Genomic DNA, 25263 nt, shown 5'->3' with positions numbered 1-25263 from the left:
GCCCGAGCGGGCCGGGACGCGGTGACCCCTCGCGGGGGTCCCGGCCCGTCCGCCTTGATCCACTCCGTTTCGCCGAAGTGGCGGTGTCCCGGCCCGCGGGATGCCGCGATATCGGTGATCTGGTGTTGACCATGCGCCCGCGTCCGGACGCCGCGACGGGCCGGTCAGGCGAGGCGGCGGTTCTCCCGGACCAGGCCGCCCTCGCACCAGTCGCGGTACACGAAGAGCTCCGGCCGGGCCAGCAGCATCCGGCTGTTGTGCGCCCAGACCCGCATCAGCTCGTCGCCGTTCTTCTCGGCCTGCTCGACGAGTTTGCGGAAGCGGCGCTTCGGGTGGGCGCGGAAGTTCGTCCGGATGCCGTCGGCCGCGTAGATGTAGAGGCAGTGCAGCGCGAACCGGCGGGCCGGACAGGTCGGGTCCATGGCCAGGTCGAACAGCGTCGTCACCAGGCGATCACCGGAGACCAGCAGGTCCCAGTCCGGTGGCATCGACGTGAGCGGCACCGAATCCGGGTGGTAGGCCCACGCCCGCAACTCCGTCGGAGACGGGTCGACGGGGTTGGCGAAGCCGTGGAACGTCGACTCCTGCACGCTCACCGGCCAACCTTCCGCTCTCGCCCACAGTTGGCTCGGCCACCTGCGGACCTGGCTGCTGGGGCGACACGGTAACGCGGTACCGACGAGTAGCGGTAGACCCTCCAGGGACCAATTGGTCGACCCTTGGTCGGGCCGGGTCGGCCGTACGGCGGACCCGGCCCGGAGGGGCAGTGACCGGCGTCATTCCGGGACGCTGACCGGCTCCCGCCGCTGCACCGACGCGCGCTGCCGAAGCCACCGCTTGAACCAGGCGAAGTCGGGCAACCGGGCCAGCAGCGGGCCCGTGACGACGGTGATCAGGACGTACGCCGTGGCGAGCGCCGCCAACCGCGGCTCGACGCTGCCCGCGGAGACCGCGAGACCCGCGATGACGATGGAGAACTCGCCGCGCGGCACCAGCGCGAGGCCGGCGCGCCACCGGCCGGGCTCGGCGATGCCGATCCGGCGGGCGGCCAGGTAGCCGGTGAGGGTCTTCGTCGCCATGGTGACGATCGCCAGGGCGAGCGCCGGCAGCAGTACGGGAGGAATCTCCCGCGGGTCCGTCGTCAGCCCGAAGAACACGAAGAACACCGCGGCGAACAGGTCCCGAAGGGGGGAGAGCATCTCGGTGGCGTGGTGTGCCACCGGGCCGGAGAGCGCGATGCCGACCAGGAACGCGCCGACCGCCGCCGAGACCTGGAGCTTGGCCGCGAGGCCGGCCACCAGCAGCGTCATGCCGAGCACCCCGAGCAGCAGCGCCTCCGGGTCCTTCGCCGACATGAACGCCGAGATGGCGTTGCCGTAGCGGATGGCCACCAGCAGCACGAGCAGGACGGTGCCGACCGCGATGCTGAGGGCGACGCCTCCGCCGAGCAGGCCGGTGCCGGCCAGGACGGCGGTGACCAGCGGCAGGTAGAGCGCCATGGCCAGGTCCTCGATCACCAGGACCGAGAGGATCACCGGGGTCTCCCGGTTACCGAGCCGGCCCAGGTCGGCGAGGACCTTGGCGATCACCCCGGATGACGAGACCCAGGTGATGCCCGCGAGCACCAGCGCGGCCACCCAGTCCCAGCCGAGCAGCAGCGCGAACGCGGCCCCGGGCAGCGCGTTGAGCACGCCGTCGATCAGCCCGGCGGGCGCCGCGGAGCGGAGGTTGCCGACGAGCTCGTTGGCCGAGTACTCCAGGCCGAGCATCACCAGCAGGAGGATCACGCCGATCTCGGCGCCGACCGCGAAGAACTCCTCGCTGGCGTTGAGCGGCAGAAGGCCGCCGTGCCCGAACGCGAGCCCGGCGAGCAGGTAGAGCGGGATGGGCGAGAGGCCGATCCGGCGGCTCAGCCGGCCGAGCAGACCGAGCAGGAAGAGCAGCGCGCCGACCTCGATGAGCAGGGTGGTGGTTTCGTGCATCCGCGCCTCAGCCGTCCGGGTCGCTGTCGGCGAGGATGGCGGTCACCCCGTCGAGACCCTGGCGGGTCCCGACCACGACCACCACGTCACCGGCCGCGAAGCGGAAGGCCGGGTCCGGTGAGACGATCACCTCTTTGTCGCGGAGCACCGCAACGATGGAGGCGCCGGTCCGGGTGCGGGCCTTGGTGTCGCCGAGCTTCCGGTTGACGTACGGGGAGCCGGCCGGGATCACGATCTGCTCGGTGAGCAGCCCGGCGGCCTGCTCGCGCAGCCCGGAGAGTTGGCCGAGCATCAACGACGCGCCGAGGATGTCGGCGAGGGCCTCGGCCTCGTCGTCGGTGAGCGGAATGTCCGCCTGGCAGGAATCGGGATCGTCCGGGTCGTAGAGGACCAGGTCACGACGACCGTTGCGGTGGGAGACCACACCCAGCCGGCGCCCGGACTCCGTCACCAGGTCGTGACGTACGCCGATTCCCGGCAGTGCAGTCTGTTCGACACGTACTCGCACCCGGGCAACGCTACCGCGTCCACGCCCCTCGATCGTTCCACCGTGACCGCGGCCTATCCCCGCACCCCGGCCGGCTTGAAGATCGACTCCGTTTCCCCCACATCGCGCTGTCCCGCCACCGCGGATACCGCGACATCCCCGATCTCGTGTCGATCTTTCCGGGCGTCAGTCAGACCGAGACGGACATGCCGGTGCCCGCCCCCGCCGTAGAGCGGGGGCGGGCACCGGGTGCGGCAGGGTCAGCGGAGGCTGGCGAAGAACTCCCGGATGTCGCCCACGAGTACGTCGGTCGCCTGGTGGGCGGCGTAGTGGCCGCCGACGTCGCCGCGCCCGTCGACGTCCGTGTCGTACGCCGTCCAGCGCACGATGTTCGCGTGGTCCCGGTCGGCGAAGCGGCGGATCGACTGGAAGTCGCCGGGGAACATGGCCAGCGCGGTCGGCACCGTGGTCGGCCCGCCGGGCTGTTCGTCGGCGTGGGCGTCCTCCCAGTAGAAACGGATCGCCGAGGCGGCCGTGCCGGTGAACCAGTAGAGCGCCACGTTGGCGAGGACGAAGTCGGGGTCGAGGCTCTCGTCGAAGAGCTGGGCGTTCCAGGCCAGCAGCCCCACCGGCGAGTCGGCCAGCCCGAACGCCAGGGTCTGGGGCTGCTGGCTGTGCACCTGGTTGAAGGAGAACTTGGTCTCGTAGAACCACTGGAGGTGCTTGAGCGCCGCCTGGTCCGCCTCGGAGAGGCCGGCGAACTCGGCCGGGTCTCCGGAGGGGAACGAGAAGAGCTGGGTGACGTGCACGCCGAGCACGCGTTCCGGGGCGATCCGGCCCAGCTCCGGCGCGACCATCGAACCGGCGTCGTTGCCGACCGCGCCGTACCGGTCGTACCCCAGTCGGTTCATCAGCTCGGCCCAGGCGCGGGCGGTGCGGTAGCGGTTCCAGCCGGCGCTGCGGGTCGGGCCGGAGAAGCCGAAGCCGGGCAGCGACGGGATGACCAGGTGGAAGGCGGGCGCCGCCGGATCGGTCGGCTCGGTGAGCGGCGCGATCACGTCGAGGTACTCGACGATCGAGCCCGGCCAGCCGTGGGTGAGCACCAGCGGGGTGGCGTCCGCCCGGGAGGACCGGACGTGCAGGAAGTGCAGCTCCTCACCGTCGATCTCGGTGACGAACTGGGGGTACGCGTTCAGCCGCGCCTCGACGGCCCGCCAGTCGAACCGCTCCAGCCAGTGCTCGACCAGATCGCGGACCCGGCGGGTGGGCATGCCGTACGCGTCGCCGGCGCCGGGCAGCTCGCCGGGCCAGATGGTCCGCCGCAGCCGGTCGGCCAGGTCGTCGAGGGCGGTCTGCGGGATCTCCACGCGGAACGGGCGGATCGCGGTGCCGGTCATGACTCACTCCTTCAGAACGGAATGCTTCGTTCCGTTACAACATAGCAGAGCGGAACGATCCGTTCCACTGCTAATCTCGGACCATGCCGAACCCGACCGCAGCCGCCCCCGGGCCGCTCGCCGGGCGCCGCGCCCAGGCGGCCCGCAACGACGAGGCCATCCTGGAAGCCGCACGCGCCGTCTTCCTCGCCGACCCGAAGGCGCCCATCGCCGCCGTCGCCGACCGCGCCGGCGTCGGCATCAGTGCCCTCTATCGGCGGTACGCGGGCAAGGAGGACCTGCTGCGCCGGCTCTGCCACGACGGGCTGCGCCGCTACGTCGCCGAGGCCGAGGCGGCCCTGTCCGAGCCGGACCCGTGGCGTGCCCTCACCGGTTTCCTGGCCGGGGTGGTCGACGCCGACGTGCACTCGTTGACCGTGCACCTGGCCGGCACGTTCACCCCCACCGAGGAGATGGGTCGGGACGCGGTCCGCGCCAACGAGTTGGCCGCCCGGCTGGTCGAGCGGGCACGCGCCGACGGACGGCTCCGGCCCGACGTGGTGGTGCAGGACCTCGGTCTGCTGCTGGAGGCGTGCGCCGCGGTGCGCGTACCCGATCCGGAGCGCACCCGGCAGCTGCGCCGCCGCCAGCTCGCGGTGCTGCTCGCCGGCCTGTCGGCCGGCGCGGACGCCGAGCCGTTGCCCGGGCCGCCGCCCGCGGCGGGCGAGTTCGACTGGCGCTGGCGGCGCCGCGAGTGATCGGGCTCACACCTCCAGGGTTGAGCGGAATAGGCTCAACTCTGGTTGTGTCCTTCCTAGCGGACCTGTCGATCCGGGGGAGTCATGAACACGGAACGTCTCACCACCAAGAGCCGCGAAACCATCACCGGTGCCGTCGCGCTGGCGAACCAGCGCGGCCACGCCACCGTGGAGCCCTGGCACCTGCTGCTGGCACTGCTGGACACCGAGGGGTCGACCGCACCGGGCCTGCTGCGCGCCGTCGGGGCCGACCCCGCCGAGCTGCGCCGGGCCGCCCAGCGTGCGGTCGACGCCCTGCCCGCGGCGCGCGGCTCCAGCATCGCCGAGCCGACCCTCGCCCGTGAGTTCGTCAACGCCATCGGCGCCGCCGAGCAGATCGCGCGGCCGCTGGGCGACGAGTACACCTCCACCGAGCACCTGCTGGCCGGCCTGGCCCGGGTGGGCGGCGCGGTGGCGAACGCCCTGAAGGCGGCCGGCGCCACCGAGGAGAACCTGGTCGCGGCCTTCCCGACCGTCCGCGGCGGGGACCGCCGGGTGACCACCGCCGATCCCGAGCAGACCTACCAGGCGCTGGCCAAGTACGGCGTCGACCTGACCGCCAGCGCCCGCGACGGCAAGATCGACCCGGTCATCGGCCGGGACTCGGAGATCCGGCGGGTGATCCAGGTGCTGTCCCGGCGTACGAAGAACAACCCGGTGCTGATCGGCGAGCCCGGCGTGGGCAAGACCGCGATCGTCGAAGGGCTCGCCCAGCGGATCGTCGCCGGTGACGTGCCCGAGTCGCTGCGGGACAAGAAGCTCGTCTCGCTCGACCTGGGCGCCATGGTGGCCGGCGCGTCGTACCGGGGCCAGTTCGAGGAGCGACTGAAGTCGGTGCTCGAGGAGATCAAGAACTCCAACGGGCAGGTCATCACGTTCCTCGACGAGCTGCACACCGTGGTGGGCGCCGGCAAGGGCGAGGGCTCGATGGACGCCGGCAACATGCTGAAGCCCATGCTGGCCCGCGGTGAGCTGCGGATGGTCGGCGCGACCACGCTGGACGAGTACCGCGAGCACATCGAGAAGGACCCGGCCCTGGAGCGGCGCTTCCAGCCGGTGCTGGTCGGCGAGCCCACCATCGAGGACACCATCGGCATCCTCCGTGGCCTCAAGGAGCGCTACGAGGTGCACCACGGCGTACGCATCACCGACGCCGCGCTGGTCGCCGCCGCGACCCTCTCCGACCGCTACATCACCGATCGCTTCCTGCCGGACAAGGCGATCGACCTCGTCGACGAGTCCGCGTCCCGGCTCCGGATGGAGATCGACTCTCGTCCCGTGGAGGTCGACGAGATCGAGCGGGCGGTCCGCCGGCTGGAGATCGAGGAGATGGCGCTGGCCAAGGAGCCGGACGACGCCTCCGCCGAGCGGCTGGCGCGGCTGCGCAAGGAGCTGGCCGACAAGCGCGAGCAGCTGACCGCGCTCGCCGACCGCTGGAAGCTGGAGAAGGACCACATCACCAAGCTCTCCACGGCCAAGGAGGAGCTGGAGCGGCTGGGCGGCGAGGCCGAGCGGGCCGAGCGCGACGGCGAGCTGGAGCGCGCCGCCGAGCTGCGGTACGGCCGGATCCCGGCGCTCAAGGCCGAGCTGGCGCAGGCCGAGGAGGAGCTGGCCCGGCTCCAGGCCGACGGCGCGATGCTGAAGGAGGAGGTCGGCGCGGACGACATCGCCGCGGTCGTGGCCTCCTGGACGGGCATCCCGGCCGGCCGGCTGCTGGAGGGCGAGACCGCGAAGCTGCTGCGGATGGAGGACTCGCTGGGGGCCCGCGTGGTCGGCCAGCGCGAGGCCGTCGCCGCGGTCTCCGACGCCGTACGCCGGGCGCGTGCCGGCGTCGCCGACCCCGACCGGCCGACGGGCAGCTTCCTCTTCCTCGGCCCGACGGGCGTCGGCAAGACCGAGCTGGCGAAGGCGCTCGCGGAGTTCCTCTTCGACGACGAGCGGGCCATGGTCCGCATCGACATGAGCGAGTACGGCGAGAAGCACTCCGTCGCCCGCCTCGTCGGTGCCCCGCCCGGTTACGTCGGCTACGAGGAGGGCGGGCAGCTCACCGAGGCGGTGCGCCGCCGGCCGTACTCGGTGATCCTGCTGGACGAGGTCGAGAAGGCCCACCCGGACGTCTTCGACATCCTGCTCCAGGTGCTCGACGACGGCCGGCTCACCGACGGCCAGGGCCGGACGGTCGACTTCCGCAACGCGATCCTGATCCTCACCTCGAACCTCGGGTCGTCGATCATCAGCGACCTGACGCTCGCCGAGGAGCAGCGTCGCGAGGGCGTGCTCGCGGTCGTCCGCTCGCACTTCAAGCCCGAGTTCCTCAACCGGCTCGACGACGTGGTGGTCTTCGCCGCGCTCCGCGGGGACGACCTGGGGGCCATCGTGGACATCCAGCTCGACCGGATGCGGAAGCGCCTCGCGGACCGTCGACTGGCCCTGGACATCACCGAGTCCGCCCGGCAGTGGCTGGCCGAGCACGGGTACGACCCGATCTACGGTGCGCGCCCGCTGCGCCGGCTCGTGCAGTCGGCCATCGGTGACCAGCTCGCGAAGGCCCTGCTCGCCGGCCAGATCCGCGACGGCCACACGGTCAAGGTGGACCTGTCCGACGACAAGGACGCCCTGACGGTAACCCCAGCCTGACCCACCCACCCCCGCCCCGGCCCCCGGCCCCGGCCCGACCGCGCCCGGCAAGGTGATCAAGAGGTTTGCGTCAGCGGAGAGCGATTCCGCGACGCAAACCTCTTGATCATCGGGGTGGGGCGGGCCGTGGCGGGGAAAGGTAGGGAGCATGTTCGGGATCGGGAAGAAGCGGGACCGCGAGATCGAGGACGCCGTCGCGGAGCTGGCCCGCGCCGACACGCTCGCCTTCGGCGGGGTCGGGTTCGCCAACACGCTGCTGCCGGCCACGGAGGCGTACCAACGCCTCGAGGCCGCGTCGGCCGAACGCCCCGACGAGGTACGCCCGCACCTCGACCGGCTGCTCGACAGCGGCTCGCCGGCCGGCCGCGCGTACGCCGCGACGCTGCTGGAACGGATCGACCCGGCGGCCGCCCGGACGGCGTGGACCGCACTCGGCGACGATCCGGCCGAGTTCACCACGTTCACGGGCTGCGTGATGGGCCGGTCCTCGCTGCGCGCGTACGCCGCGTCGCGCCTCGCCGAGGCGTGACGAACCGCGGCCTCGCGCCGGCGGGCGGCCCTGTCGCCGGGCGGGCCGGCCCGGTCCGCGCGGCGCCCGCCACCGGCCGCCCGGTGACCGGGCGCTCACTTCACGATCGGCGTGTACCCCCGGGTGAACCGGGTTGTTAGCGTCTGCGCCGGCGTAACCAGGGGAGGGTGGGTCGGTGAGCGGGTGGGTGGCGTACCTGGCGGTGGCCGGCCTGATCGTGCTGCTCGCGATCGTCGGGGCGGTCCTGCGCCGGTTCGGGAGCCGGCCGCGGGCGGGAACCGGACCCGGCGCGTCACTGGCCGGCGACGAGGCACTGCGCGCGATCCGGCCCGGCGACGTGGTGGAGATCCGGGGTGTGCCCTGGCCGGTCCGCGGCACGATCCGCCTGCACGAGGCGGGTTGGAGCTGGGCCGAGCACCTGCTCGACGATGTGGACGGCGTCCGGCGCTGGCTCTCGGTCGAGGAGCGGCGGGACCACGAGGTGGTCCTCTGGACCGCGGAGCCGGGTGCGACCGTCACCCCGGGCGCGCCGACCATCGACCTCGCCGACCACCGGTACGGCTGGGTCGAGTCGGGGCAGGCCCGCTACACGGCGACCGGCACGACCGGCCGTGAACCCTCGGGCACCATGCGGTACCACGACTACCAGGCCCCGGGCGGCGCCCGGCTCTCGTTCGAGGCGTACGGGGAAGCGGGCTGGGAGGTGGCCCGGGGCGAGCTGTTGCGCCGCGCCGAGGTGGTCGTCCGGCCGCGGACCGGCGCGAACTGACCCCCACCTGCCCGGCCGCGTCGCGGCCTGCCGGATTGGCCCGTTGCCGATACGGTGTTGGCGCGATCTAGGGAAGGAGCATCGTGGTCGATCCCCACAGCACGCCGGCACGGTCACGGCCGAGCGTGGTGACGATTTCCAGCTACCTGCTGATTCTGTTCGCCGTTCTTCAGGTGATCAACCTGATCATCACGCTCGCCACCATCGGCACCATCCGCGACGTGCTGCGTGACGCGTACGCCGGCACCGAGGCCAACGCGGCCAACACCATCGCCGACGTCACCTTCGCGATCGGCATCGGCAGCGCGATCTTCGTGCTGCTCCTCGCGATCGTGCTGGTCGTGCTGGCCGTGCTGAACAACCGCGGCAAGAACGGGTCCCGGATCACCACCTGGATCCTCGGCGGCATCCTGGTCTGCTGCACGGGTGGCAGCCTGATCAGCGGAGCGGCGGGCGGCTTCGGCGGCAGCACCGGCACCACCACGGGCGACGCGCCGAGCCCGGACGAGATCCAGCGGCGGCTCGACGAGGCGCTGCCCGGCTGGTTCACGCCGGTCAGCACCCTGCTCGGGGTGATCGGCGTGATCGCGCTGATCGTCGCCCTGATCCTTCTCGCGCTGCCGAAGTCGAACGAGTACTTCCGGAAGCCGCAGGCCGGTTGGGAGCCGCCGGTTCCGGGCGCCGCCTACCCCGGCTACCCGTCGACGCCCGGCTACCCGCAGGTCCCCGGCCAGCCCGGCCAGTCGCAGGCCGAGCCCGGCTACCCGCCGACCCCCGGCTACCCGCCGCCCGGCCAGCCCGGCTACCCGCCGGCGCCGGGCCAGCCCGGTGACCAGGCACCCGGATCGGACCGGCCGGGCCCGACCCCGCCGCCGGTCAGCTGAGCCGCGGTTAACGACGACGCCGACGGTCCCTCCGAGTAGGTTGCAACCCGACGCCTACCGGAGGGACCTGTCGTGTCGTACCCGCATCCGGCGCCGGTCCGCCGCCCCGGCGTGGTCGCGCTGGCAACGGCCGTCCTGCTGCTGATGGCGGTCGTCGCGTTCGCGTACGCCGTGACCGGCCTCCTGGTGCTCGGCGGCACCATCGACCGCTTCCGGGCTGCGGCGGCCGCCACCACGGCCACGGCGGATCAGGTGGACGGTGTCGTGGGGCTGCTGCGCGTCTCCGGCGTCCTGTCCGCGGTGCTCGCCGTGCTGGCCGCGCTCCTCCTGGCCGGCCTGGCAATCGGTCTGGGCACGGGGCGCCCGGGCGCACGGGTGGCGACCTGGGTGGTCTGCGGGCTGGGGCTGCTCTGCGGGTGCTGCGGCCTCGCGTTGCTGGTCGGGCAGCGGGCCGCCCCGCTGCAACTCGGCGAGGGCGAGCAGGCCACCGAGGCGTTGCTGGCCCTGGTCGCTGACGCCTACCCCTCGTGGTGGATCCCGTTGAACGGAGGGCTTTCGGTCGGCCAGGCGCTCGGTTACCTTGTGGTAGCTACGCTGCTGGTGCTGCCGGCGGCGAACGTCTGGTTCCGGCGGCGCCCGGTCGCGCCGGCCGTGCCGCCCGGGTTCGCACCCCACCCGCACCAGCCGACCACGAGCCCGTACCCGCCGAGCTGAGGACCGCCCGTGACGCCCGACTCCACGCCCACCGCGAAGCGGGCTCTGGTGACCGGTGCGACCGCCGGCATCGGTGCGGCGTTCGCCCGCCGGCTGGCCGCCGACGGGTGGCACCTTGTGCTGGTGGCCCGCGATGCCGCCCGCCTGGCCGAGATGGCCGCGGAGCTGACCGGACGGCACGGCCGTGAAGCCGAGACGATATCCGCCGATCTGTCCACCGACGACGGTTGTGCGCTCGTGGAGGCCCGGCTGGCCGCCGGCAGTCCGGTCGACCTGCTCGTCAACAACGCCGGCATCAGCTTGAACAAGCCGTTCCTGCGGTCCTCCGTGGAGGACGAGGCCCGCCTGCTCCGGCTCAACGTCCACGCGGTGATGCGCCTGACGCTCGCCGCGCTCCGGCCGATGACCGAGCGGCGCGATGGGGCAGTGATAAATGTCTCTTCGGTGGCGGGTTTCGGCGCGGTGATGCCCGGCTCGACCTACTCGGCCAGCAAGGCGTGGGTGACGAACTTCAGCGAGTCGGTGGGCCAGTCCGCGCAGCCTTTCGGCGTACGCGTGATGGCTTTGTGTCCCGGCTACACCCGCACCGAATTCCACGACCGGGCCGGCATCAACATGTCGAAGACGCCGGAGTGGATGTGGCTGCGCGCCGACGACGTGGTCGACGAGGCGTTGCGTGACCTGCGGAAAGGCAAGCTGGTCAGCGTTCCGACGTGGAAGTACAAGGTGGCGGTGGCCGGCCTGCGGCACGCGCCCCGCCGGCTGTTGCAGGCCGTCGCCCGGGACACCCGCGGGCGGATCGGCCGCGACCAGGCCTGAGTCGACGGCAGCCGCCGGCGTCGATCCGTCCGGCCCGGCCCGTGGCGATCGGATCGTGTCCGGTCGCAGAGAGTAGTCGTCCATCGTCGTCCGTCGGTCGCTCACCGGTTGGATCCGGGTGGACCCCGCACGCGGCTCCCAGACTTGCGCAGTACCCTCTATCGCCATGGGGGACCGCGACGACCTGCGTAAATTCATCACTGATCTGGCCGTGGTCCACGGCCGGGTGGTGCTCTCCTCCGGCCGCGAGGCGGACTGGTACATCGACCTGCGACGCATCACGCTCCATCACCGGGCCGCGCCGTTGGTCGGCCGGGTGATGCTCGACCTCACCGCCGACTGGGAGTACGACGCCGTGGGCGGACTGACCCTGGGCGCCGACCCGATCGCTTTCTCGATGCTGCACGCCGCTCCGACCGAGCGGGCCCTGGACGCCTTCGTGGTGCGCAAGGCCGGTAAGGCACACGGTATGCAGCGACGGATCGAGGGACCTGAGGTGGCCGGCCGCCGTGTCCTGGCGGTCGAGGACACATCGACGACGGGGTCGAGTGTGCTGACCGCTGTCGAAGCGCTTCGTGAGGCCGGGGCCGACGTCGTAGGGGTGGCGGTTATTGTTGATCGAGGCGCCGGCGACGCGGTGCGAGCCGCCGGATTGCCGTATCGGGCGGCCTATACGTTGGCTGACCTCGGCCTTGTGGCGTAAAAGTCTGCCGATTCGGATCTGCTGATATGCAGGCGGATCGATGCTGCTGGTGGAAGGATGGAAAACGTGGGAACTGCGTTGGCTGAAATGACTATGCCTCAGATCTCGCCGCTGGCCGGCGAGCCAATCGAACGTGCCGATGCCGAGCGCCTCGCCGGGGTCCTCAAGGCCCTCGCCGACCCTGCCCGGCTGCGGCTGCTGAGCCTGATCCAGTCGGCCCCCGAGGGCGAGGCGTGCGTGTGCGACCTGACGGCGCCGCTCGGCCTCTCCCAGCCGACGGTCAGCCACCACCTTCGCATCCTCACCGAGGCCGGCTTGCTGGAGCGGGAGAAGCGCGGTGTGTGGGCGTACTACCGGCTGGTCCCGACGGCGATCGCCACGATCGCCGATCTGCTGACCCCGCCGCGCAAGCGGGCCACCAAGAAGGCCCGCTGACCCCTACCGATCGTCCGGTGCCATCCCCGAGCAGGGACGGCGCCGGACGGCCGGCCGGTCAGTGCTTGCCGTAGTGCTGCCGGGTCTCCCGGATCGCCTCCTCGGCCGCGGCCCGCTCCTCGGCGGTGGTGCCCCGCTTGGCCGCGATGCGGGCCCGGAGCAGCTCGATCGCGATCGGAATCACCGAGATCGCAACGATCGCGATGAGGATCAGCTCGATGTGCTCCTTGACGAAGTCGATCTGGCCGAGGAAGTAGCCGAGCAGCGTCACGCCGGTGCCCCAGAGCACCCCGCCGATGATGTTGTACGTCACGAAGGTGCGGTAGTTCATCCGGCTCACCCCGGCCACGATCGGCGTGAACGTCCGCACGATCGGCACGAAGCGGGCGAGCACGATCGAGCGCGCCCCGTACTTCTCGAAGAACTCCTGCGCCTTGAGCACGTTCTCCTGCTTGAACAACCGCGAGTTGGGGCGCCGGAACAGTGACGGGCCCACCTTCCGGCCGAACGCGTAACCCACCTGGTCACCGGCGATCGCCGCGATCGTGATCAGCAGGCAGACCACCCACAGCGGCCAGGTGATGTACTGCCCGTCGGCAGTGAGCAGGCCCGCCGTGAACAGCAGCGAGTCACCCGGCAGGAAGAACCCGATCAGCAGGCCCGACTCGGCGAACACGATGGCGAGGATGCCGAGCAGCCCGAACGTCGAGATCAACCACTCCGGGTCGAGCCAGTCCGGCCCGAGGGCCAGGTTGGTGGTGGGCGTCGGCACGAGCGACCTCCGGTGTCTACCAGTGGGATTGGCGGCAAGTCGCCATCGGCGACGGCACGACCGTAGTCTAGGTGGCCGCCCGAGACGCCCGGTGCTCGACGTCACACCTCCCGGCCAACGCTCAGGAACCGCTGCCGGCGCCGGAGCCCCGGCGGTCGCCGTATCCAGCGCATACGGCAGCGCGAACCAGCGTCGATCCCGCCGGCCGACCCCGGCACGGTCGTCCCCACGGCCCGCAGACGGCGGTGCCCCGCCGACCGGCTGGTCGGCGGGGCACCGGGTGGTGGTACGGGATCAGGCCACGAAGCGGGTCTTGCGGCGGCGGGCCACGAGGTAGCCGCCGGCGCCCGCCACGAGCAGGAGAGCACCGATGCCGGCGATCAGGCCGGTGGAGGAACCGGTGATCGGCAGCGAGCCGCCGTCACCGCCCCCGCCACCCTGGCCGTTGTCGCCGCCGTTGTCGCCGCCGTTGTTGCCGGTGGACGCGGGCTTGAGCACGATCTCGGCGGTGTTGTTGGCGGCCTGCGGGTCACCCGGGAACGTCACGGTCAGCTGACCCGGCGCGTTCGGGGTGATCTTGTCCACCTGCAGAGTGAAGTCGAAGAAGTACGTCTGACCCGGGGCGATCTCGCTGGTCAGGCAGCCGTAGCGGCTCGCACCCGGCTTGCCCCACTCCTCCTGGATGTCCCAGCCCTTCTCCGTGATGGGCGCGCAGTCGCCCGACGCCTCCACCGCGGTGGTACCGCCTGGGAGGACGATCTCGACGACCGGCTCGGTCAGGTTCCAGGTGGCCTCGGCGATGGCCGGACCCAGGTTGCGGACGGTCGGGCGGATCGCCACCGTCTTGCCCGCGGTGGCACTGGCCGAGGCCGGCTCGGCGGCGAGGTCGGCGTAGTGGTTGCCGCTCACCGAGATGTGGAGATTGGTGATGTTGTTCAACCACTCGATGTCGGTCTGCGGGGCGGCGCGACGCGAGGTTGACTCCACCTCGACGAGCCGCAGCGGCTCCCCCGTGCCCGGCTTGACGTCGCCGAAGTATTCGTCGTTGCCGGAGGCGTTCCAGTCGTCCGTCGTCCACCAGGTGACGGAGTTGTCGAAGGACGTCCCGCTGCGTACCTCGTCGGCGAGCTTCAGGGGCAGCTCGCTGGAGAGGCGGTAGGTCTTCTCCGGGTCCAGGTCGGAGTCGAAGTGGCAGATGACCGGGTTGCCCTCCGAGTACCTGCAGTTGGAGAAGTTGCCGGCATAGGCCGTGTAGTAGTCGGCCCACAGCATCATGACGGCGCCCCTGGCGGCGGACGGCCCGCCGTTGCGGACGGTCAACTGGACGCCGAACGAGTCACCCGGAGCGGCCTCGAGGTCGACCTGCTCGGGGGACTGCAGGTCCACCGCCTCCGCCAGCGTGAGGGTCACCTCCTTGGTGACCTCCGAGCCGCCCGCGGTCGCCTTGACGGTCATGTCGCCGGAGCGTCCCGCCTCCACGCCGTCCTTGGCGATGGCGAAGTAGGTGAAGTCCCCGATGCCCCACTCCGGATGGGCATCGGCCTCGCAGTGCAGTCGCGGCGCGTCGGACGTGCAGTGCCACTGCTCGGAGTTCGGCTCGATCTGGACGAAGTCCGCGACGGCGGACAGGTCGAGGTCGATGGTGGCGTGGTCGAAGGCGGGTTCGCCGTCCACCGGGTCGAGCCAGAAGCCGGAGTAGGCCGTGTGGCCGACCGGCACGAGCACGTTGGGTGCGTTCAGTTCGAAGGCCTCGTCGGCGAAGGCGGGGGAGGCGGAGGCGGCGACGATCGCGCCTACGACGCCCAACCCGGCGAGCCAGCGCCGGGCGGAGTTCTTGAGCATGGGGTTCCCTCGTTTAGGGGGATGAAAGAACGAAGCCTGCGGATCTTAAGGAGTCGTTAAGCCTCCGCGCCGCCCCGGCCGGCCCCCACCGGCGAATATCGACCGAACGGCTGATCAGGAACGACGCAACGTTCGGGTGCGCGGTCCCCAACCGCGTACCTCGTCCGGCACCGCTCGATCCGGCGGCGCAGATGGCGCCGCCGCTGCCCGGCGGTCGGATCGTCAGCGGTAGTCGTCCTCGTCGCCGACGACCACCCGCGCCTGCTCCATGGCGTCCCAGTCGTCGACCTCCAGGCCGCGGTGCGGCTCCGGCTCACCGTCGGTCGGGTCCACGGCGACGGCCTGCTCCACCGCGTCGGCCGGCTCCGCTTCCAGGTCGCGCTCCTCCGGGTTGAGGTGGTCGCTGGGCGCGAAGTCCTCGTCGGGCTGACCCATCGTCCCTCCCTGGATGTCGGCGGGCGTCATCCCACCCACCGTACGGGTTGTGCCCGCCGTACGCTCGCCCAGCGCCACGAACCCCGAGTCGACCGAATCGGCCCACCGGCGCGTACGGCCGATGCCAGGATGGGGCCGTGGGCTTTCTGATCCGGCTGGCGATCACCGCGGTGGCGCTGTGGATCACCACGTTGGTCGTGCCCGGGGTGGAGGTCGGCGGCCGCACCGGTGCCAACACCGCGCTCACCCTGGTGGTGGTCGCGGTGATCTTCGGCCTCGTGAACGCGGTCCTCAAGCCGGTGATCAAGGTGGTCGGCTGCATCTTCTACCTGCTGACCCTGGGCCTGTTCGCCCTGGTCGTCAACGCGCTGCTGTTCCTGCTGACCGACTGGATCGCCCGTTCGCTCGACCTGCCGTTCCGGGTGCACGGCTTCTGGGCGGCGTTCTGGGGCGCCATCGTGATGTCCGTGGTGACCTGGCTGATCAGCGTGGTGCTGCCGGACCGGCTGGAGGGTCGGTGACCGGCGGTGTTGCGGTCTCCGTCGGGCGGACGTGCGCCGGGTCGGTTGCGGCCGGGTCGCCGCGCTGCGGGATACTGCCCGGCGGAGGACAGCGCGGTCCGGCGCACATGGACAACAGCGGCCAGCACGGCCGAGAGCGGCAATTAAGGAGCGTTCGACATGCCTATCGCTTCCCCTGAGGCCTACGCGGAGATGCTGGACCGCGCCAAGGCTGGCCGGTACGCGTACCCCGCGATCAACGTGACCTCCTCCCAGACGCTGAACGCGGCGCTCAAGGGCTTCGCCGACGCGGAGAGTGACGGCATCATCCAGGTCTCCACCGGTGGCGCGGAGTACCTCTCCGGCCCCTCGGTGAAGGACATGGTGACCGGCGCCGTCGCGTTCGCCCACTACGCCCGCGAGGTCGCGAAGAACTACCCGGTCACCGTCGCCCTGCACACCGACCACTGCCCGAAGGACAAGCTCGACAAGTTCGTCCGGCCGCTGATGGGGATCTCCCAGGAGCGGGTGAAGGCCGGGCAGGAGCCGCTGTTCCAGTCGCACATGTGGGACGGCTCCGCGGTGCCGGTGGCCGAGAACCTGCAGATCGCCGAGCAGCTCCTCGACGAGGCCGCCAAGGGCAAGATCGTCCTCGAGATCGAGGTCGGCGTGGTCGGCGGCGAGGAGGACGGCGTCGAGAACGCCATCAACGAGAAGCTCTACACCACCGTCGAGGACGGCCTGGCCATGGTCGAGGCGCTGGGCCTGGGCGAGAAGGGCCGCTACATGGCGGCGCTGACCTTCGGCAACGTGCACGGCGTCTACAAGCCGGGCAACGTCAAGCTGCGCCCCGAGGTGCTCAACCACATCCAGATGGCGGTGGGCGCCAAGTACAACAAGGAGAAGCCGCTCAGCCTGGTCTTCCACGGCGGTTCCGGCTCGCTGCTCTCCGAGATCCGCGAGGCGCTCGACTACGGCGTGGTGAAGATGAACATCGACACCGACACCCAGTACGCCTTCACCCGGCCCGTCGCGGACCACGTGTTCCGCAACTACGACGGCGTGCTGAAGGTCGACGGCGAGGTCGGCAACAAGAAGATGTACGACCCGCGGGTCTGGGGCAAGGCCGCCGAGGCCGGCATGGCCGCCCGGGTCGTCGAGGCCTGCGAGGCGCTGCGCTCGACCGGCACCACCATGAGCAAGTAGGACGCGTACTCCGACGGCCGGCTCCCCACCCGGGGGCCGGCCGTCGCCGTTCCGGCGCCCGGCGTCGGCGGGCGCCGGCGGCCCGTCGGCTCGGTTTCCGGCGCCGCCGGGCCCGCGGCTCAGCCTCCGGTCAGGACCCGCACGGCCTCGTGGACGTCGTCGGTGAGGTGGATGGTCGACGACAGGTCACCGAACGGGGAGGCGGCCAGCAGCGGGCGCAGCAGCGATTCGACCGGCAGCTCCGTGGTCCAGTAGGCGCGGTCCAGGAAGACGTACGCGCCGCTGGCACCGTCGGTGCCGTAGTAGGTCTTCGTCGCCGCCTGGAACACCTCCTGCACCGTGCCGGCCCGCCCCGGCGCGAACACGATCCCGCCCCGGGCGAGCCGCAGGATCGTGTCCTCCCGGATCGCGTTCGAGAAGTACTTGGCGATCCGTCCGGCGAACAGGTTCGCCGGTTCGTGCCCGTACAACCAGGTCGGGATGGCCAGCCCGCCGGCCCGCGCCCACCCGAGGTCGGCGGCGCGCTGCCGGGGCAGCGGAGTCGACGTGCCGGCGCTCGTGCCGTTCGCCGACGGCGGCGGCGAGTACCGCTCGCGCACCCGCAGCGCCGCCGCCGTGTAGCGGTCGTGGTCGGTGAAGTCGGGAGCCGTCGCGAGCAGGTCGATCGCCGCGGTCAGCTCCTCCGCCGGGCGGCCGGCCAGGTACGCGCCCAGGTTCGCGGCCTCCATCACCCCCGGCCCGCCGCCGGTGACCACCAGCCGGTCGGCACGCGCCAGCTCCCAGCCGAGCACGGCCGCCATGCGGTACGGGACGCTCCCACGCGGCACCGCGTGCCCGCCCATGATCCCCACCACGGACTGCGGCCCGTGCGCGGCCAGCCACGCCCGCGTCGCGTCGGCCAGCGCGTTGTCCACGCCGTGGTCGTGCAGCCGCTGACCGAGCGCCTCCTTCACGTCTGGGAGCGCGCCGCCGTGCGCCCGGAAGTGCGCGTACACCCGGGTGTCGTACATCCCGGCGAACCCCGCCTCGGCGAAGCCGGCGGCCAGTTCCTCCGCTGTGTAGAGGTGCGAGGGCTGGGTCGGGTACGGCAGCCCGGAGAAGGGCGGCACCACGTTCGCGCCGCGCCGGACCAGGTCGGCGCCGACCTCTCGGGAGGCGAAGCGGCAGCCGACGAAGAGGGTTCCCGCGACTGCGATCTCGCTGAGGTCGGGTGGCGCCACGTCCAGGCGCAGCCCCTGCACGGTCAGCCCCGCGAGGCTGCCGCCGGCCAGCCGCCGGTCGAACTCGGCGCGGGTCTCGATCTCGTCGGTGGCGTGCGGCTCGATGACGTCCGCGGGTGGTGGGGTCGGCACCTGGCCATACTGCCCCCACCCGTCCACCTTCCACACGACGGGTGACGCACCGCCGGACACGACAGGAGCCCGGCGGCCGCGGCCACCGGGCTCCTGCGTAACCGGGTCCTGGGGAGGCTCCGGACCATTAGTTGTAATCGAAAACACTTGGCTGCGGCATGGGCCGCAGGCGTGACCAACTCCTCAGCCGTTCAGCCAAGCGGCTCGGCCGACCCTCTCGCGCGGCCCCCCGCGAAGCGGGTTGAATGGGGCGATGCAGAACCTCCTGCCGGAGCCACCGGCCACCCTCCTTCCCGCGAACGACGAGGCGGACGCCGCGCTGGCCAACGCCGAACAGAGCGGCGACGGGGACGCTTTCGCCGACGTGGCGGCGCGCTTCCCCACGTACAGCGCGGCGTGGGCGGCGCTGGGGGCGCGGGCGTTCGCGGCCGACCAGATCGTCCCGGCGTACGCGTACGCACGCACCGGCTACCACCGCGGCCTGGACCAGCTGCGCCGCAGCGGCTGGAAGGGTCACGGGCCGGTGCCCTGGTCGCACGAGCCGAACCGGGGCTTCCTCCGCTGCCTCTACGTCCTGTCCCGGGCCGCCGACGCGATCGGTGAGGCCGACGAGGCCGCCCGCTGCGCCCAGTTCCTGCGCGACTGCGACCCCGCCGCCGCCGACGCCCTGGCCAGCCTCTAACCCGGCGCCCGTCCCCGCCCGTCCCCCCGTCCCCCGCCCCCACCCCTCGCCTCCGCGATCTTGCAGTTTCGGCCCTTGTTTTGAGGCTTTTGGCCCGGAATGTCGGGGCAGAAAGTGCAAGATCGCGGGGCGAGCGGGGGCGAGGGTGCGGGGCTGGGGGGTGGGGCTGGGGATGGGGGGTTTACAGGCCTTCGGCTACGGAGGCGGCGATTTTCAGCCACGCTTCGCGGGTGGCGGAGCTGAGGGCTCCGTAGCGGATCGGTTCGCCGCTGTCGATGAGTCGCTCGTACGGTGCCAGCAGCACGGCCCGGGTGCGGGCGGCGAAGTGCTCCTGGATCGCCGGCAGGTCGATCTCCTTGCGGGACGGCGGCATCGACACCACGGTGACCGCCTGCCGGACCAGCCGCTGCCGGCCGCTCTGCTCCAGGTGGTCGAGCATCCGGGCGGCCGTCTCGGCCGAGTCGTTACGGGCGGACATGGTGACCACCAACTGGTCGGTGGCGTCCATCGCGGCCTGCCAGTTCTGCGCCCGCACGTTGTTGCCGGTGTCCACGAAGATCAGCTTGTAGAACCGGCTGACCACCTCGCGAAGCTCCGCGAACGCCGCCGCCGTCAGCATCTCGCCACCGGTCGCGGACTCGTCCGACGCGAGGACGTCGAACATGCCCTCGCCCTGCGAGCGGACGTACTGCGAGAGGTCGCCGACCCGCCCGTGCGCCCCGTGGAACTGGCCGAGGTCGCGCAGCAGGTCCCGCACCGTACGGGAGTGGAAGTCCTGCTGCGCCCGCATGCCGAGGGTGCCCTGGGTCTCGTTGTTGTCCCAGGCCAGCACGTAGCCGCCGCGCTTCTGCCCGAACGTCATGGCGAGCAGCAGGATGGCGACCGTCTTGCCGGCGCCGCCCTTCGGGTTGACCACCGTCACCTGGCGCAGCCCGCCGAAGTTACGGCGGACCATTTCGATGTCCCGCTTCAACTCCTGCTCGTGCCGCCCGGGTGGCAGCCGTAGGCCGATCTTGTTGGCCATCGCCCGTACGCCGATGGTGGCGACTGGGTCCGGCGGGCGTACCTGCCGCCGCCGGGCGAAGTCCTCGGCCGTCGGCGGGGCGGGCGGCTCCGGAGTGTCCGCGGTCGGGTAGCCGGGCGGCACCGCGGCGACCGCCGGCGGGTACGGCTGAGCGGGAGGTGCCGGCGGCACGGAGGCTCCGGCCTGCTGCCAGGGCGGCGTGTACCAGCCGGGCGACGGCGGGTAGGGCCCCGGCGGGGTGGCCGGCGCCGAGGGCGCGGGCGGCGCCGCGTCACCCGGGACGGGCGGCGGTGGGAGCTGCTGCCCGGGGACGCCCGGCCAGGGCTGCGCCGCCGAAGCGGTGCCGGGCAGCGGTGTGCCGGGGACGCCGGATCCGGGCGTGCCAGCGGTGGGGGTGCCGGAGGCGGGCGCCGGTGCGCCCGGGACGCCGGCCTCGGGCATGCCGGTGGCGGGGCCGCCGGTTCCGGGTGTGCCGGTCGTGGGGCCGCCGGCTCCGGGCGTGCGGGTTCCGGGAGTGCTGGCGCTGGCCGGCTGGGCCGCGCTCGGCGACGCCGCGTCCTGGTCCGTGCTGGCGCTGCTGCGCTGCGGCGGGTACGCCCAGGGCGAGTCGCCGGGGCGCCCGGGACCCGCCGGGCCGTCGGTCGGGGAGGTGGTCGGCTGCTCGGGCTGCTCGTCCGCCGCCGGCTCGTCGGTGCTCGTGCCGGTGTCGGCCCCGGCGCTCGTGTCGCTGACGGCCGGTCCAGCCGTCCCGTCGGACGCCGGTTGGGCCGGCACCTCAGGCGCCGCCTGTGCCGGCATCTCGGCCGCCGCCTGCGCTGGGACGTCGGAGGCCGCCTGCGCTGGGACGTCGGGGGGTGCCTGTGCCGGCACGGTGGGGGCTGCCTGCGCCGGCTCGCCGTCGGCTGCCTGCGCCGGCTCGCCGTCGGCTGCCTGAGTGGGCGCATCCGAGCCGGTCTGCGAAGCAGTGCTGGGGGCAGCCTGCGCCGGAGCGCTCGCGGCTGCCTGCTCCCGGCCGACGACGGGCGCGGGCGGCTCGTCGTGGGAGAACGGCAGGTCGAGGTCGACCTGACCGGCCGGGGGCTGAGCAGGGCCGGAGGCCGTCGTGCCACCGGCCGGCGCGGCCACCGGCCCTGCGGATGCCGTCCGGCCCGCCGACCCGCCGGTGCCGGCCCCGGGGGCGGTCGTCGAGGCGCCGCCGGCTGCCGGGGCGCTGCCGCTCGTGGGACCGGTCGCGGTCGCACCGCTGGAGCCGTGGCCGGGCGTGGGCGGGTTCGGGGGCGGCGGTGGCTGCCAGCCCGGCTGCGTCGGCGGGGTCCATCCGGTGCCGGGCGGCGGGGGCGGCGGCGCCCAGCCGCCGGGCGGGGGCAGCGCGCCGGTCAGGGAGGGGTAGTCGGCCGGGGAGGGCGCGCCGGTCGGGGCGGGCGAGCCGCTGGTCGGCGGGGCGGGTACCGGTGGCACCGCGGGCGATCCGCCCGCGGACGCCGGCGGCTCCTCACTGGACGGTGCTCCGGCGGGTGGGAAGACGACAGCAGCCCAGGGCGGCGCCGTCGCGCCGCCGTCGGCCGGATCGGTGGGCCAGAGTGGTTCGATGTCCCGCTCCGGCACCGGCTGCTGGCCGGGTACGCGCACCCGGTCGGCGTTCTCGTCCACCACGGTTCCTCCCCATTCCTCCTGCCGAGGATAGGCCCAGCAGCCGACGACGGCCGGGCCGGCGAGTGGCGGCGGCGGGTCAGGCGGCCCAGACCGCCCAGGCGCCCGGCTCCGTCCACCAGGACCGCTTCCGGCTCAGCTCACCCTCGACGCCGTCGTCGACGAAGGGCAGCTTCTCGTCCCGGGGCAGCACCGACACCGCGCGCCCCCGGGCGCGGCGTACCTCGAGGCGTACGCGTTTGCGCCCGAACGCCGAGCGGGCCACGACCGGGACGGCCACCGCGACCTCGACCACGCCGTCGGTCGGGTCCGGTCGGTTGAGCAGCGCCACGTCGTTGAGCACCGCGTACCCACCGGCGTTCCCGACCGCGCAGGCCAGCAGCGGCTCGTCGCCGTCGGAGAGGACGGTGTCGTCCACCTCGACCCGGCCGCGCCAGTGCAGCGGGCGGCCCTCGTCGTCGGCGGCACCGAGCAGCGCGCCGTCCAGGGTCACCGAGCCGCCGTCGTTGCGCAGCAGGTCGAGCCGCCGGGGGGTGCCGTCGAGCACGGCGGCGGCCACCGCCGCCGGCTCGCGCGGCAGCCCGAGCTGCGCGACCAGGTCACGGTGACCGGTGCTCCGGGCCGGATCGAGCGGCAGTACGCCGACCGGCGGCAGGTCGGGCACCGTCCGGTTGCCGGCCAGGTCCTCGGGGCGGCGGCTGGGCGGTGGGGCGTACCGCCGGACGAGCCGGCGCAGGACGGCGCGCAACTGTGCGTCACTGGCCGTGGCGACCACGAGGCGGGTCTTGGAATCCGGGTCCGGCCAGGTGAGGCCGTCCGGGCGCGGGGGGCCGTCGAGGCGGGCCAGCACCTCGTCGATCTCCGCGTCGGAGCGGGCGGTGACCGTCTCGACCCGCGCGCCGCGTGCGGTCAACGCGTCGGCGCAGGCCAGCACCGGCACCCGGGGCGTCTCGCAGCGCTCCGGCTTCCCGTCGGCGGTGGCCGTTCCCTCGGCGGCGTCCGCCGCCTCTCCGGCAGCTCCGGTCGCGCCCCCGGTCGCCCCGCCGCAGCAGGCGCCGCCGCTGCCGCAGCCCCCGGGAGCGTCGCGCTCCGAGCCGAGGGTGAGCAGCACCACGTCGTACACGAAGGAGCCTCCTGCCTCTCGACACGGCCCCCGCCGGCCGCGCCGTAACCTCTTGTTAGCCTGACACCCCGGGCTCGCCAACCGGTCGCCACCTGGCACCCGAGCCTTCTGGAGGCGGAGAAGATGCCAGCGATCGTGCTCATCGGCGCTCAGTGGGGCGACGAGGGCAAGGGCAAGGTTACCGACCTGCTCGGCGAGCGGGTCGACTACGTGGTGCGCTACTCGGGCGGCAACAACGCCGGGCACACGGTGATCACGCCGGACGGCCAGAAGTACGCGCTGCACCTCATGCCCTCCGGCGCGCTCTCCCCGAACGCCAAGATCGTCATCGGCAACGGCGTCGTGGTCGATCCGAAGGTGCTGCTCACCGAGATCGACGGCCTCGCCGAGCGCGGCGTGGACGTTTCGCGGCTGCGGATCTCCGGCGACGCGCACCTGATCATGCCGCACCACCGGGCGCTGGACCGGGTGGTCGAGCGGTACCTCGGCTCGGCCCGGATCGGCACGACCGGCCGGGGCATCGGCCCGGCGTACGGCGACAAGGTCGCCCGGATGGGCATCCGCCTGCAGGACCTGCTCGACCCGGGCATCCTGCGCAAGAAGCTGGAACTCGCCCTGCGCGAGAAGAACCAGATCCTGTTCAAGGTCTACAACCGCAAGGCGATCGACGTCGAGGCGACCGTCGAGGAGTACCTGGCGTACGCGGAGCGGCTGAAGCCGTACATCGCGGAGACCCGGGGCCTGCTCTGGGACGCCCTGGACCGGGGCGAGATCGTCCTGCTGGAGGGCGCCCAGGCCACCATGCTCGACATGGACCACGGCACCTACCCCTTCGTGACCTCGTCGAACCCGACGGCCGGCGGGGCGTGCGTGGGCGCGGGCATCCCGCCGACCGCGATCACCCGGGTGATCGCCGTGAGCAAGGCGTACACCACGCGGGTCGGCTCCGGGCCGTTCCCCACCGAGCTGTTCGACGACAACGGCGCCCACCTGCGCAAGATCGGCCACGAGTACGGCACGACCACGGGCCGGGAACGCCGTTGCGGCTGGTTCGACGCGGTCGTGGCCCGGTACGCCTGCCGCCTCAACGGCGTCACCGACCTGGTGATCACCAAGCTGGACGTGCTCACCGGCCTGCCGAAGGTGCCGATCTGCGTCGGGTACGAGATCAACGGCCAGCGGGTCGACGACATGCCGATGACGCAGACCGACTTCCACCACGCCACCCCTGTCTACGAGGAGCTGGACGGCTGGTGGGAGGACATCACGAAGGCCCGGAGCGTCGATGAGCTGCCGGAGAACGCCCGCCGGTACATCGCCCGCATCGAGGAGCTGTGCGGCACCCGCGTGAGCGTCATCGGCGTAGGCCCCGGCCGCGACGAAAACGTAGTCCAACACCCCCTCCTCCCGTAAGGGCCGGCCCGCCCGGCCGCGGCCCCGCCCGCTTCCCCCGGTGATCATGAAGTTATTGCCCCGACACGCCGTGTCGAGGGGCAATAACTTCATGATCAACGCCGCCAGTCGGCGGGGCGTTGTCCACAGGGCGACGGGAGTTATCCACAGGGGGCTTCGGGGGGTGCCGCCGGCCGGGAGAGTGGGTCGGCATGGATGCTCTGACCCTGGCGCGGCGGGTCGCTGCCACGCAGGACGGAATCGTGACGCTGGCGGACGCGCGCGGTGCCGGTCTCACCGTGCACGAGGTGCAGCGCTTGTGTCGGACGGGTCGCTGGCGACCGCTCGCCAGGGGTAGTTACCTGGTCGACGCCGACGTCAGCGGCGGCATCTCCAGCAGGGCCCGGATCAGGGCGGCCGTGGCGTCCTTCGGCCCCGGTGCCGTAGCGGTCCTCGCGACCGCAGCCGAGTTGCAGGGGATCGCCGGGTTTCGCCCCACGGACCAGATCCACCTGTCGGTGCCCGGTGCCGTCGCCCGGCCGGCCCGGGCCGCGCACCCCGACGTGGTCGTCCACCAACTGGACGTCACCCCGGAGCAGATCGTCGCGTTCCGGGGCATCCCCGCCACGACGCCGTTGCGGACGATCACCGACCTCATCCTGCGTGAGCAGCGCTATCCGGCGATCTGCGTACTCGACTCGGCGTTGAACCGTGGCCTCGTGAGTGCTGACGACCTGCTGGCGGTGCCGCGGCTCATCCGAGGGCGGCGGGGGGCGGTGGCCGCGCGGGGATACCTCGCCGAGGCGGACGGACGGGCGCAGTCGCCGCTGGAGACGCGTACCCGGTTGCGGTGCGTCGACGGGCGGGTGCCGCCGGACGCGCTCCAACTGGAGGTACGGGACGACGACGGCTACCTGCTCGGCATCGGCGATCTGGGCTGGCGGGCACCGCGTGTCATCGCCGAGGCGGACGGCCGCGAGGCGCACGACACTCCGGACGCTGCCTTCGCCGACCGCCACCGGCAGAACCGCCTGATCAACGCCGGGTGGACCGTCCTCCGGTTCACGTGGGCCGACACCCTCCGACCCGACTACATCCCCTGGACGGTCCGTCAAGCCATCGCAACCGCCCGCAGTTCTCGGTGATCATGAAG

Annotated in this window: 23 protein-coding genes and 1 pseudogene; 14 read left to right on the top strand and 10 right to left on the bottom strand. The window is 72.5% G+C overall.

Annotated elements, in window-relative coordinates; genetic code table 11:
- Window positions 1-164: 164 nt before the first annotated feature.
- From D7193_RS10840 to D7193_RS10825, 4 genes are all read right to left on the bottom strand, one after another.
- The gene (locus tag D7193_RS10840; RefSeq protein WP_120779124.1) at window positions 165-596 is read right to left on the bottom strand and encodes a hypothetical protein; all 432 of its coding nucleotides are present in this window, start codon (window positions 594-596) and stop codon (window positions 165-167) included.
- 180 nt (window positions 597-776) lie between these two features.
- Window positions 777-1982: a cation:proton antiporter gene (locus tag D7193_RS10835; RefSeq protein WP_120779123.1), complete on the bottom strand. Its 1206-nt coding sequence runs from the start codon at window positions 1980-1982 to the stop codon at window positions 777-779.
- A gap of 7 nt (window positions 1983-1989) precedes the next feature.
- Window positions 1990-2490 (bottom strand): cation:proton antiporter regulatory subunit, encoded by a 501-nt coding sequence (locus D7193_RS10830; RefSeq protein WP_120779122.1) that lies wholly within the window; start codon window positions 2488-2490, stop codon window positions 1990-1992.
- A 239-nt stretch (window positions 2491-2729) separates the two neighbouring features.
- Complete coding sequence (locus tag D7193_RS10825; RefSeq protein ID WP_120779121.1) at window positions 2730-3866, bottom strand: epoxide hydrolase family protein; 1137 nt, start codon at window positions 3864-3866, stop codon at window positions 2730-2732.
- A gap of 83 nt (window positions 3867-3949) precedes the next feature.
- On the opposite strand from D7193_RS10825, the gene D7193_RS10820 reads away from it, so the two are divergent.
- From D7193_RS10820 to D7193_RS10780, 9 genes are all read left to right on the top strand, one after another.
- On the top strand, window positions 3950-4603 hold the full coding sequence (locus tag D7193_RS10820; RefSeq protein WP_120779120.1) for a TetR/AcrR family transcriptional regulator: 654 nt from the start codon (window positions 3950-3952) through the stop codon (window positions 4601-4603).
- An 84-nt stretch (window positions 4604-4687) separates the two neighbouring features.
- Window positions 4688-7279, top strand: coding sequence for an ATP-dependent chaperone ClpB (gene clpB, locus D7193_RS10815; RefSeq protein ID WP_120779119.1), 2592 nt, complete (start codon window positions 4688-4690; stop codon window positions 7277-7279).
- Window positions 7280-7427: 148 nt separating this feature from the next.
- A complete protein-coding gene (locus D7193_RS10810) occupies window positions 7428-7808 on the top strand; it encodes a hypothetical protein (RefSeq protein ID WP_120779118.1) in 381 nt (126 codons plus the stop codon).
- 175 nt (window positions 7809-7983) lie between these two features.
- A complete protein-coding gene (locus D7193_RS10805) occupies window positions 7984-8577 on the top strand; it encodes a DUF4178 domain-containing protein (RefSeq protein ID WP_120779117.1) in 594 nt (197 codons plus the stop codon).
- Between the two features lie 83 nt (window positions 8578-8660).
- Entirely contained in the window at window positions 8661-9461 is an 801-nt protein-coding gene (locus tag D7193_RS10800; protein ID WP_241562877.1) for a hypothetical protein, read from the top strand.
- A 72-nt stretch (window positions 9462-9533) separates the two neighbouring features.
- Window positions 9534-10175 carry a hypothetical protein gene (locus D7193_RS10795; protein ID WP_120779115.1) on the top strand — a complete coding sequence of 214 codons (642 nt, stop codon included), beginning with the start codon at window positions 9534-9536 and terminating at the stop codon, window positions 10173-10175.
- 9 nt (window positions 10176-10184) lie between these two features.
- On the top strand, window positions 10185-10994 hold the full coding sequence (locus tag D7193_RS10790) for an SDR family NAD(P)-dependent oxidoreductase (RefSeq protein WP_120779114.1): 810 nt from the start codon (window positions 10185-10187) through the stop codon (window positions 10992-10994).
- 166 nt (window positions 10995-11160) lie between these two features.
- The gene (pyrE, locus tag D7193_RS10785) at window positions 11161-11697 is read left to right on the top strand and encodes an orotate phosphoribosyltransferase (protein ID WP_120779399.1); all 537 of its coding nucleotides are present in this window, start codon (window positions 11161-11163) and stop codon (window positions 11695-11697) included.
- A gap of 57 nt (window positions 11698-11754) precedes the next feature.
- On the top strand, window positions 11755-12132 hold the full coding sequence (locus tag D7193_RS10780; protein WP_076468717.1) for an ArsR/SmtB family transcription factor: 378 nt from the start codon (window positions 11755-11757) through the stop codon (window positions 12130-12132).
- Between the two features lie 58 nt (window positions 12133-12190).
- Here D7193_RS10780 and D7193_RS10775 read toward each other — a convergent pair whose 3' ends face one another.
- The 3 genes from D7193_RS10775 to D7193_RS10755 all read right to left on the bottom strand — a co-directional run bounded on the left by D7193_RS10775 (window position 12191) and on the right by D7193_RS10755 (window position 15181).
- Window positions 12191-12904, bottom strand: coding sequence for a DedA family protein (locus D7193_RS10775; protein WP_120779113.1), 714 nt, complete (start codon window positions 12902-12904; stop codon window positions 12191-12193).
- Window positions 12905-13198: 294 nt separating this feature from the next.
- A complete protein-coding gene (locus tag D7193_RS33400) occupies window positions 13199-14746 on the bottom strand; it encodes an LPXTG cell wall anchor domain-containing protein (RefSeq protein ID WP_158674789.1) in 1548 nt (515 codons plus the stop codon).
- A gap of 222 nt (window positions 14747-14968) precedes the next feature.
- Window positions 14969-15181 carry a hypothetical protein gene (locus D7193_RS10755; protein ID WP_120779398.1) on the bottom strand — a complete coding sequence of 71 codons (213 nt, stop codon included), beginning with the start codon at window positions 15179-15181 and terminating at the stop codon, window positions 14969-14971.
- A 137-nt stretch (window positions 15182-15318) separates the two neighbouring features.
- Between D7193_RS10755 and D7193_RS10750 the strand changes: the two genes are divergently transcribed.
- The gene (locus D7193_RS10750) at window positions 15319-15702 is read left to right on the top strand and encodes a phage holin family protein (RefSeq protein WP_120779111.1); all 384 of its coding nucleotides are present in this window, start codon (window positions 15319-15321) and stop codon (window positions 15700-15702) included.
- A gap of 159 nt (window positions 15703-15861) precedes the next feature.
- Window positions 15862-16887 carry a class II fructose-bisphosphate aldolase gene (gene fbaA, locus D7193_RS10745; RefSeq protein ID WP_120779110.1) on the top strand — a complete coding sequence of 342 codons (1026 nt, stop codon included), beginning with the start codon at window positions 15862-15864 and terminating at the stop codon, window positions 16885-16887.
- Between the two features lie 119 nt (window positions 16888-17006).
- Here the strand turns inward: fbaA and D7193_RS10740 are convergent, their stop codons facing one another.
- A complete protein-coding gene (locus D7193_RS10740; protein WP_174242576.1) occupies window positions 17007-18239 on the bottom strand; it encodes an LOG family protein in 1233 nt (410 codons plus the stop codon).
- A gap of 253 nt (window positions 18240-18492) precedes the next feature.
- Here D7193_RS10740 and D7193_RS10735 point away from each other — a divergent pair, with 253 nt between their 5' ends.
- On the top strand, window positions 18493-18921 hold the full coding sequence (locus D7193_RS10735; RefSeq protein WP_120779108.1) for a DUF3151 domain-containing protein: 429 nt from the start codon (window positions 18493-18495) through the stop codon (window positions 18919-18921).
- A 181-nt stretch (window positions 18922-19102) separates the two neighbouring features.
- Here D7193_RS10735 and D7193_RS34815 read toward each other — a convergent pair.
- A pseudogene (locus tag D7193_RS34815) lies at window positions 19103-20503 on the bottom strand (MinD/ParA family ATP-binding protein); the annotation flags it as partial.
- Window positions 20504-21674: 1171 nt separating this feature from the next.
- A complete protein-coding gene (locus D7193_RS10725; RefSeq protein ID WP_120779106.1) occupies window positions 21675-22718 on the bottom strand; it encodes a diacylglycerol kinase family protein in 1044 nt (347 codons plus the stop codon).
- A gap of 123 nt (window positions 22719-22841) precedes the next feature.
- On the opposite strand from D7193_RS10725, the gene D7193_RS10720 reads away from it, so the two are divergent.
- Entirely contained in the window at window positions 22842-24131 is a 1290-nt protein-coding gene (locus D7193_RS10720; RefSeq protein WP_120779105.1) for an adenylosuccinate synthase, read from the top strand.
- Window positions 24132-24322: 191 nt separating this feature from the next.
- Complete coding sequence (locus tag D7193_RS10715; protein WP_120779104.1) at window positions 24323-25255, top strand: type IV toxin-antitoxin system AbiEi family antitoxin domain-containing protein; 933 nt, start codon at window positions 24323-24325, stop codon at window positions 25253-25255.
- Window positions 25256-25263 lie beyond the last annotated feature (8 nt).

The sequence above is a fragment of the Micromonospora costi genome, from assembly GCF_003626655.1.
GTDB classification, from domain to species: Bacteria; Actinomycetota; Actinomycetes; order Mycobacteriales; family Micromonosporaceae; genus Micromonospora; species Micromonospora costi.
This window is presented reverse-complemented; position numbering and strand designations above follow the sequence as displayed.

What these genes read in the sequence shown, in the direction of transcription:
- D7193_RS10835 (WP_120779123.1), bottom strand. Translation starts at nt 1,982, where the DNA reads ATGCACGAAACCACCACCCTGCTCATCGAGGTCGGCGCGCTGCTCTTC.
- D7193_RS10825 (WP_120779121.1), bottom strand. Translation starts at nt 3,866, where the DNA reads ATGACCGGCACCGCGATCCGCCCGTTCCGCGTGGAGATCCCGCAGACC.
- D7193_RS10820 (WP_120779120.1), top strand. Translation starts at nt 3,950, where the DNA reads ATGCCGAACCCGACCGCAGCCGCCCCCGGGCCGCTCGCCGGGCGCCGC.
- clpB (WP_120779119.1), top strand. Translation starts at nt 4,688, where the DNA reads ATGAACACGGAACGTCTCACCACCAAGAGCCGCGAAACCATCACCGGT.
- D7193_RS10810 (WP_120779118.1), top strand. Translation starts at nt 7,428, where the DNA reads ATGTTCGGGATCGGGAAGAAGCGGGACCGCGAGATCGAGGACGCCGTC.
- pyrE (WP_120779399.1), top strand. Translation starts at nt 11,161, where the DNA reads ATGGGGGACCGCGACGACCTGCGTAAATTCATCACTGATCTGGCCGTG.
- D7193_RS10780 (WP_076468717.1), top strand. Translation starts at nt 11,755, where the DNA reads ATGGAAAACGTGGGAACTGCGTTGGCTGAAATGACTATGCCTCAGATC.
- D7193_RS33400 (WP_158674789.1), bottom strand. Translation starts at nt 14,746, where the DNA reads ATGCTCAAGAACTCCGCCCGGCGCTGGCTCGCCGGGTTGGGCGTCGTA.
- D7193_RS10755 (WP_120779398.1), bottom strand. Translation starts at nt 15,181, where the DNA reads ATGGGTCAGCCCGACGAGGACTTCGCGCCCAGCGACCACCTCAACCCG.
- fbaA (WP_120779110.1), top strand. Translation starts at nt 15,862, where the DNA reads ATGCCTATCGCTTCCCCTGAGGCCTACGCGGAGATGCTGGACCGCGCC.
- D7193_RS10735 (WP_120779108.1), top strand. Translation starts at nt 18,493, where the DNA reads ATGCAGAACCTCCTGCCGGAGCCACCGGCCACCCTCCTTCCCGCGAAC.
- D7193_RS10720 (WP_120779105.1), top strand. Translation starts at nt 22,842, where the DNA reads ATGCCAGCGATCGTGCTCATCGGCGCTCAGTGGGGCGACGAGGGCAAG.
- D7193_RS10715 (WP_120779104.1), top strand. Translation starts at nt 24,323, where the DNA reads ATGGATGCTCTGACCCTGGCGCGGCGGGTCGCTGCCACGCAGGACGGA.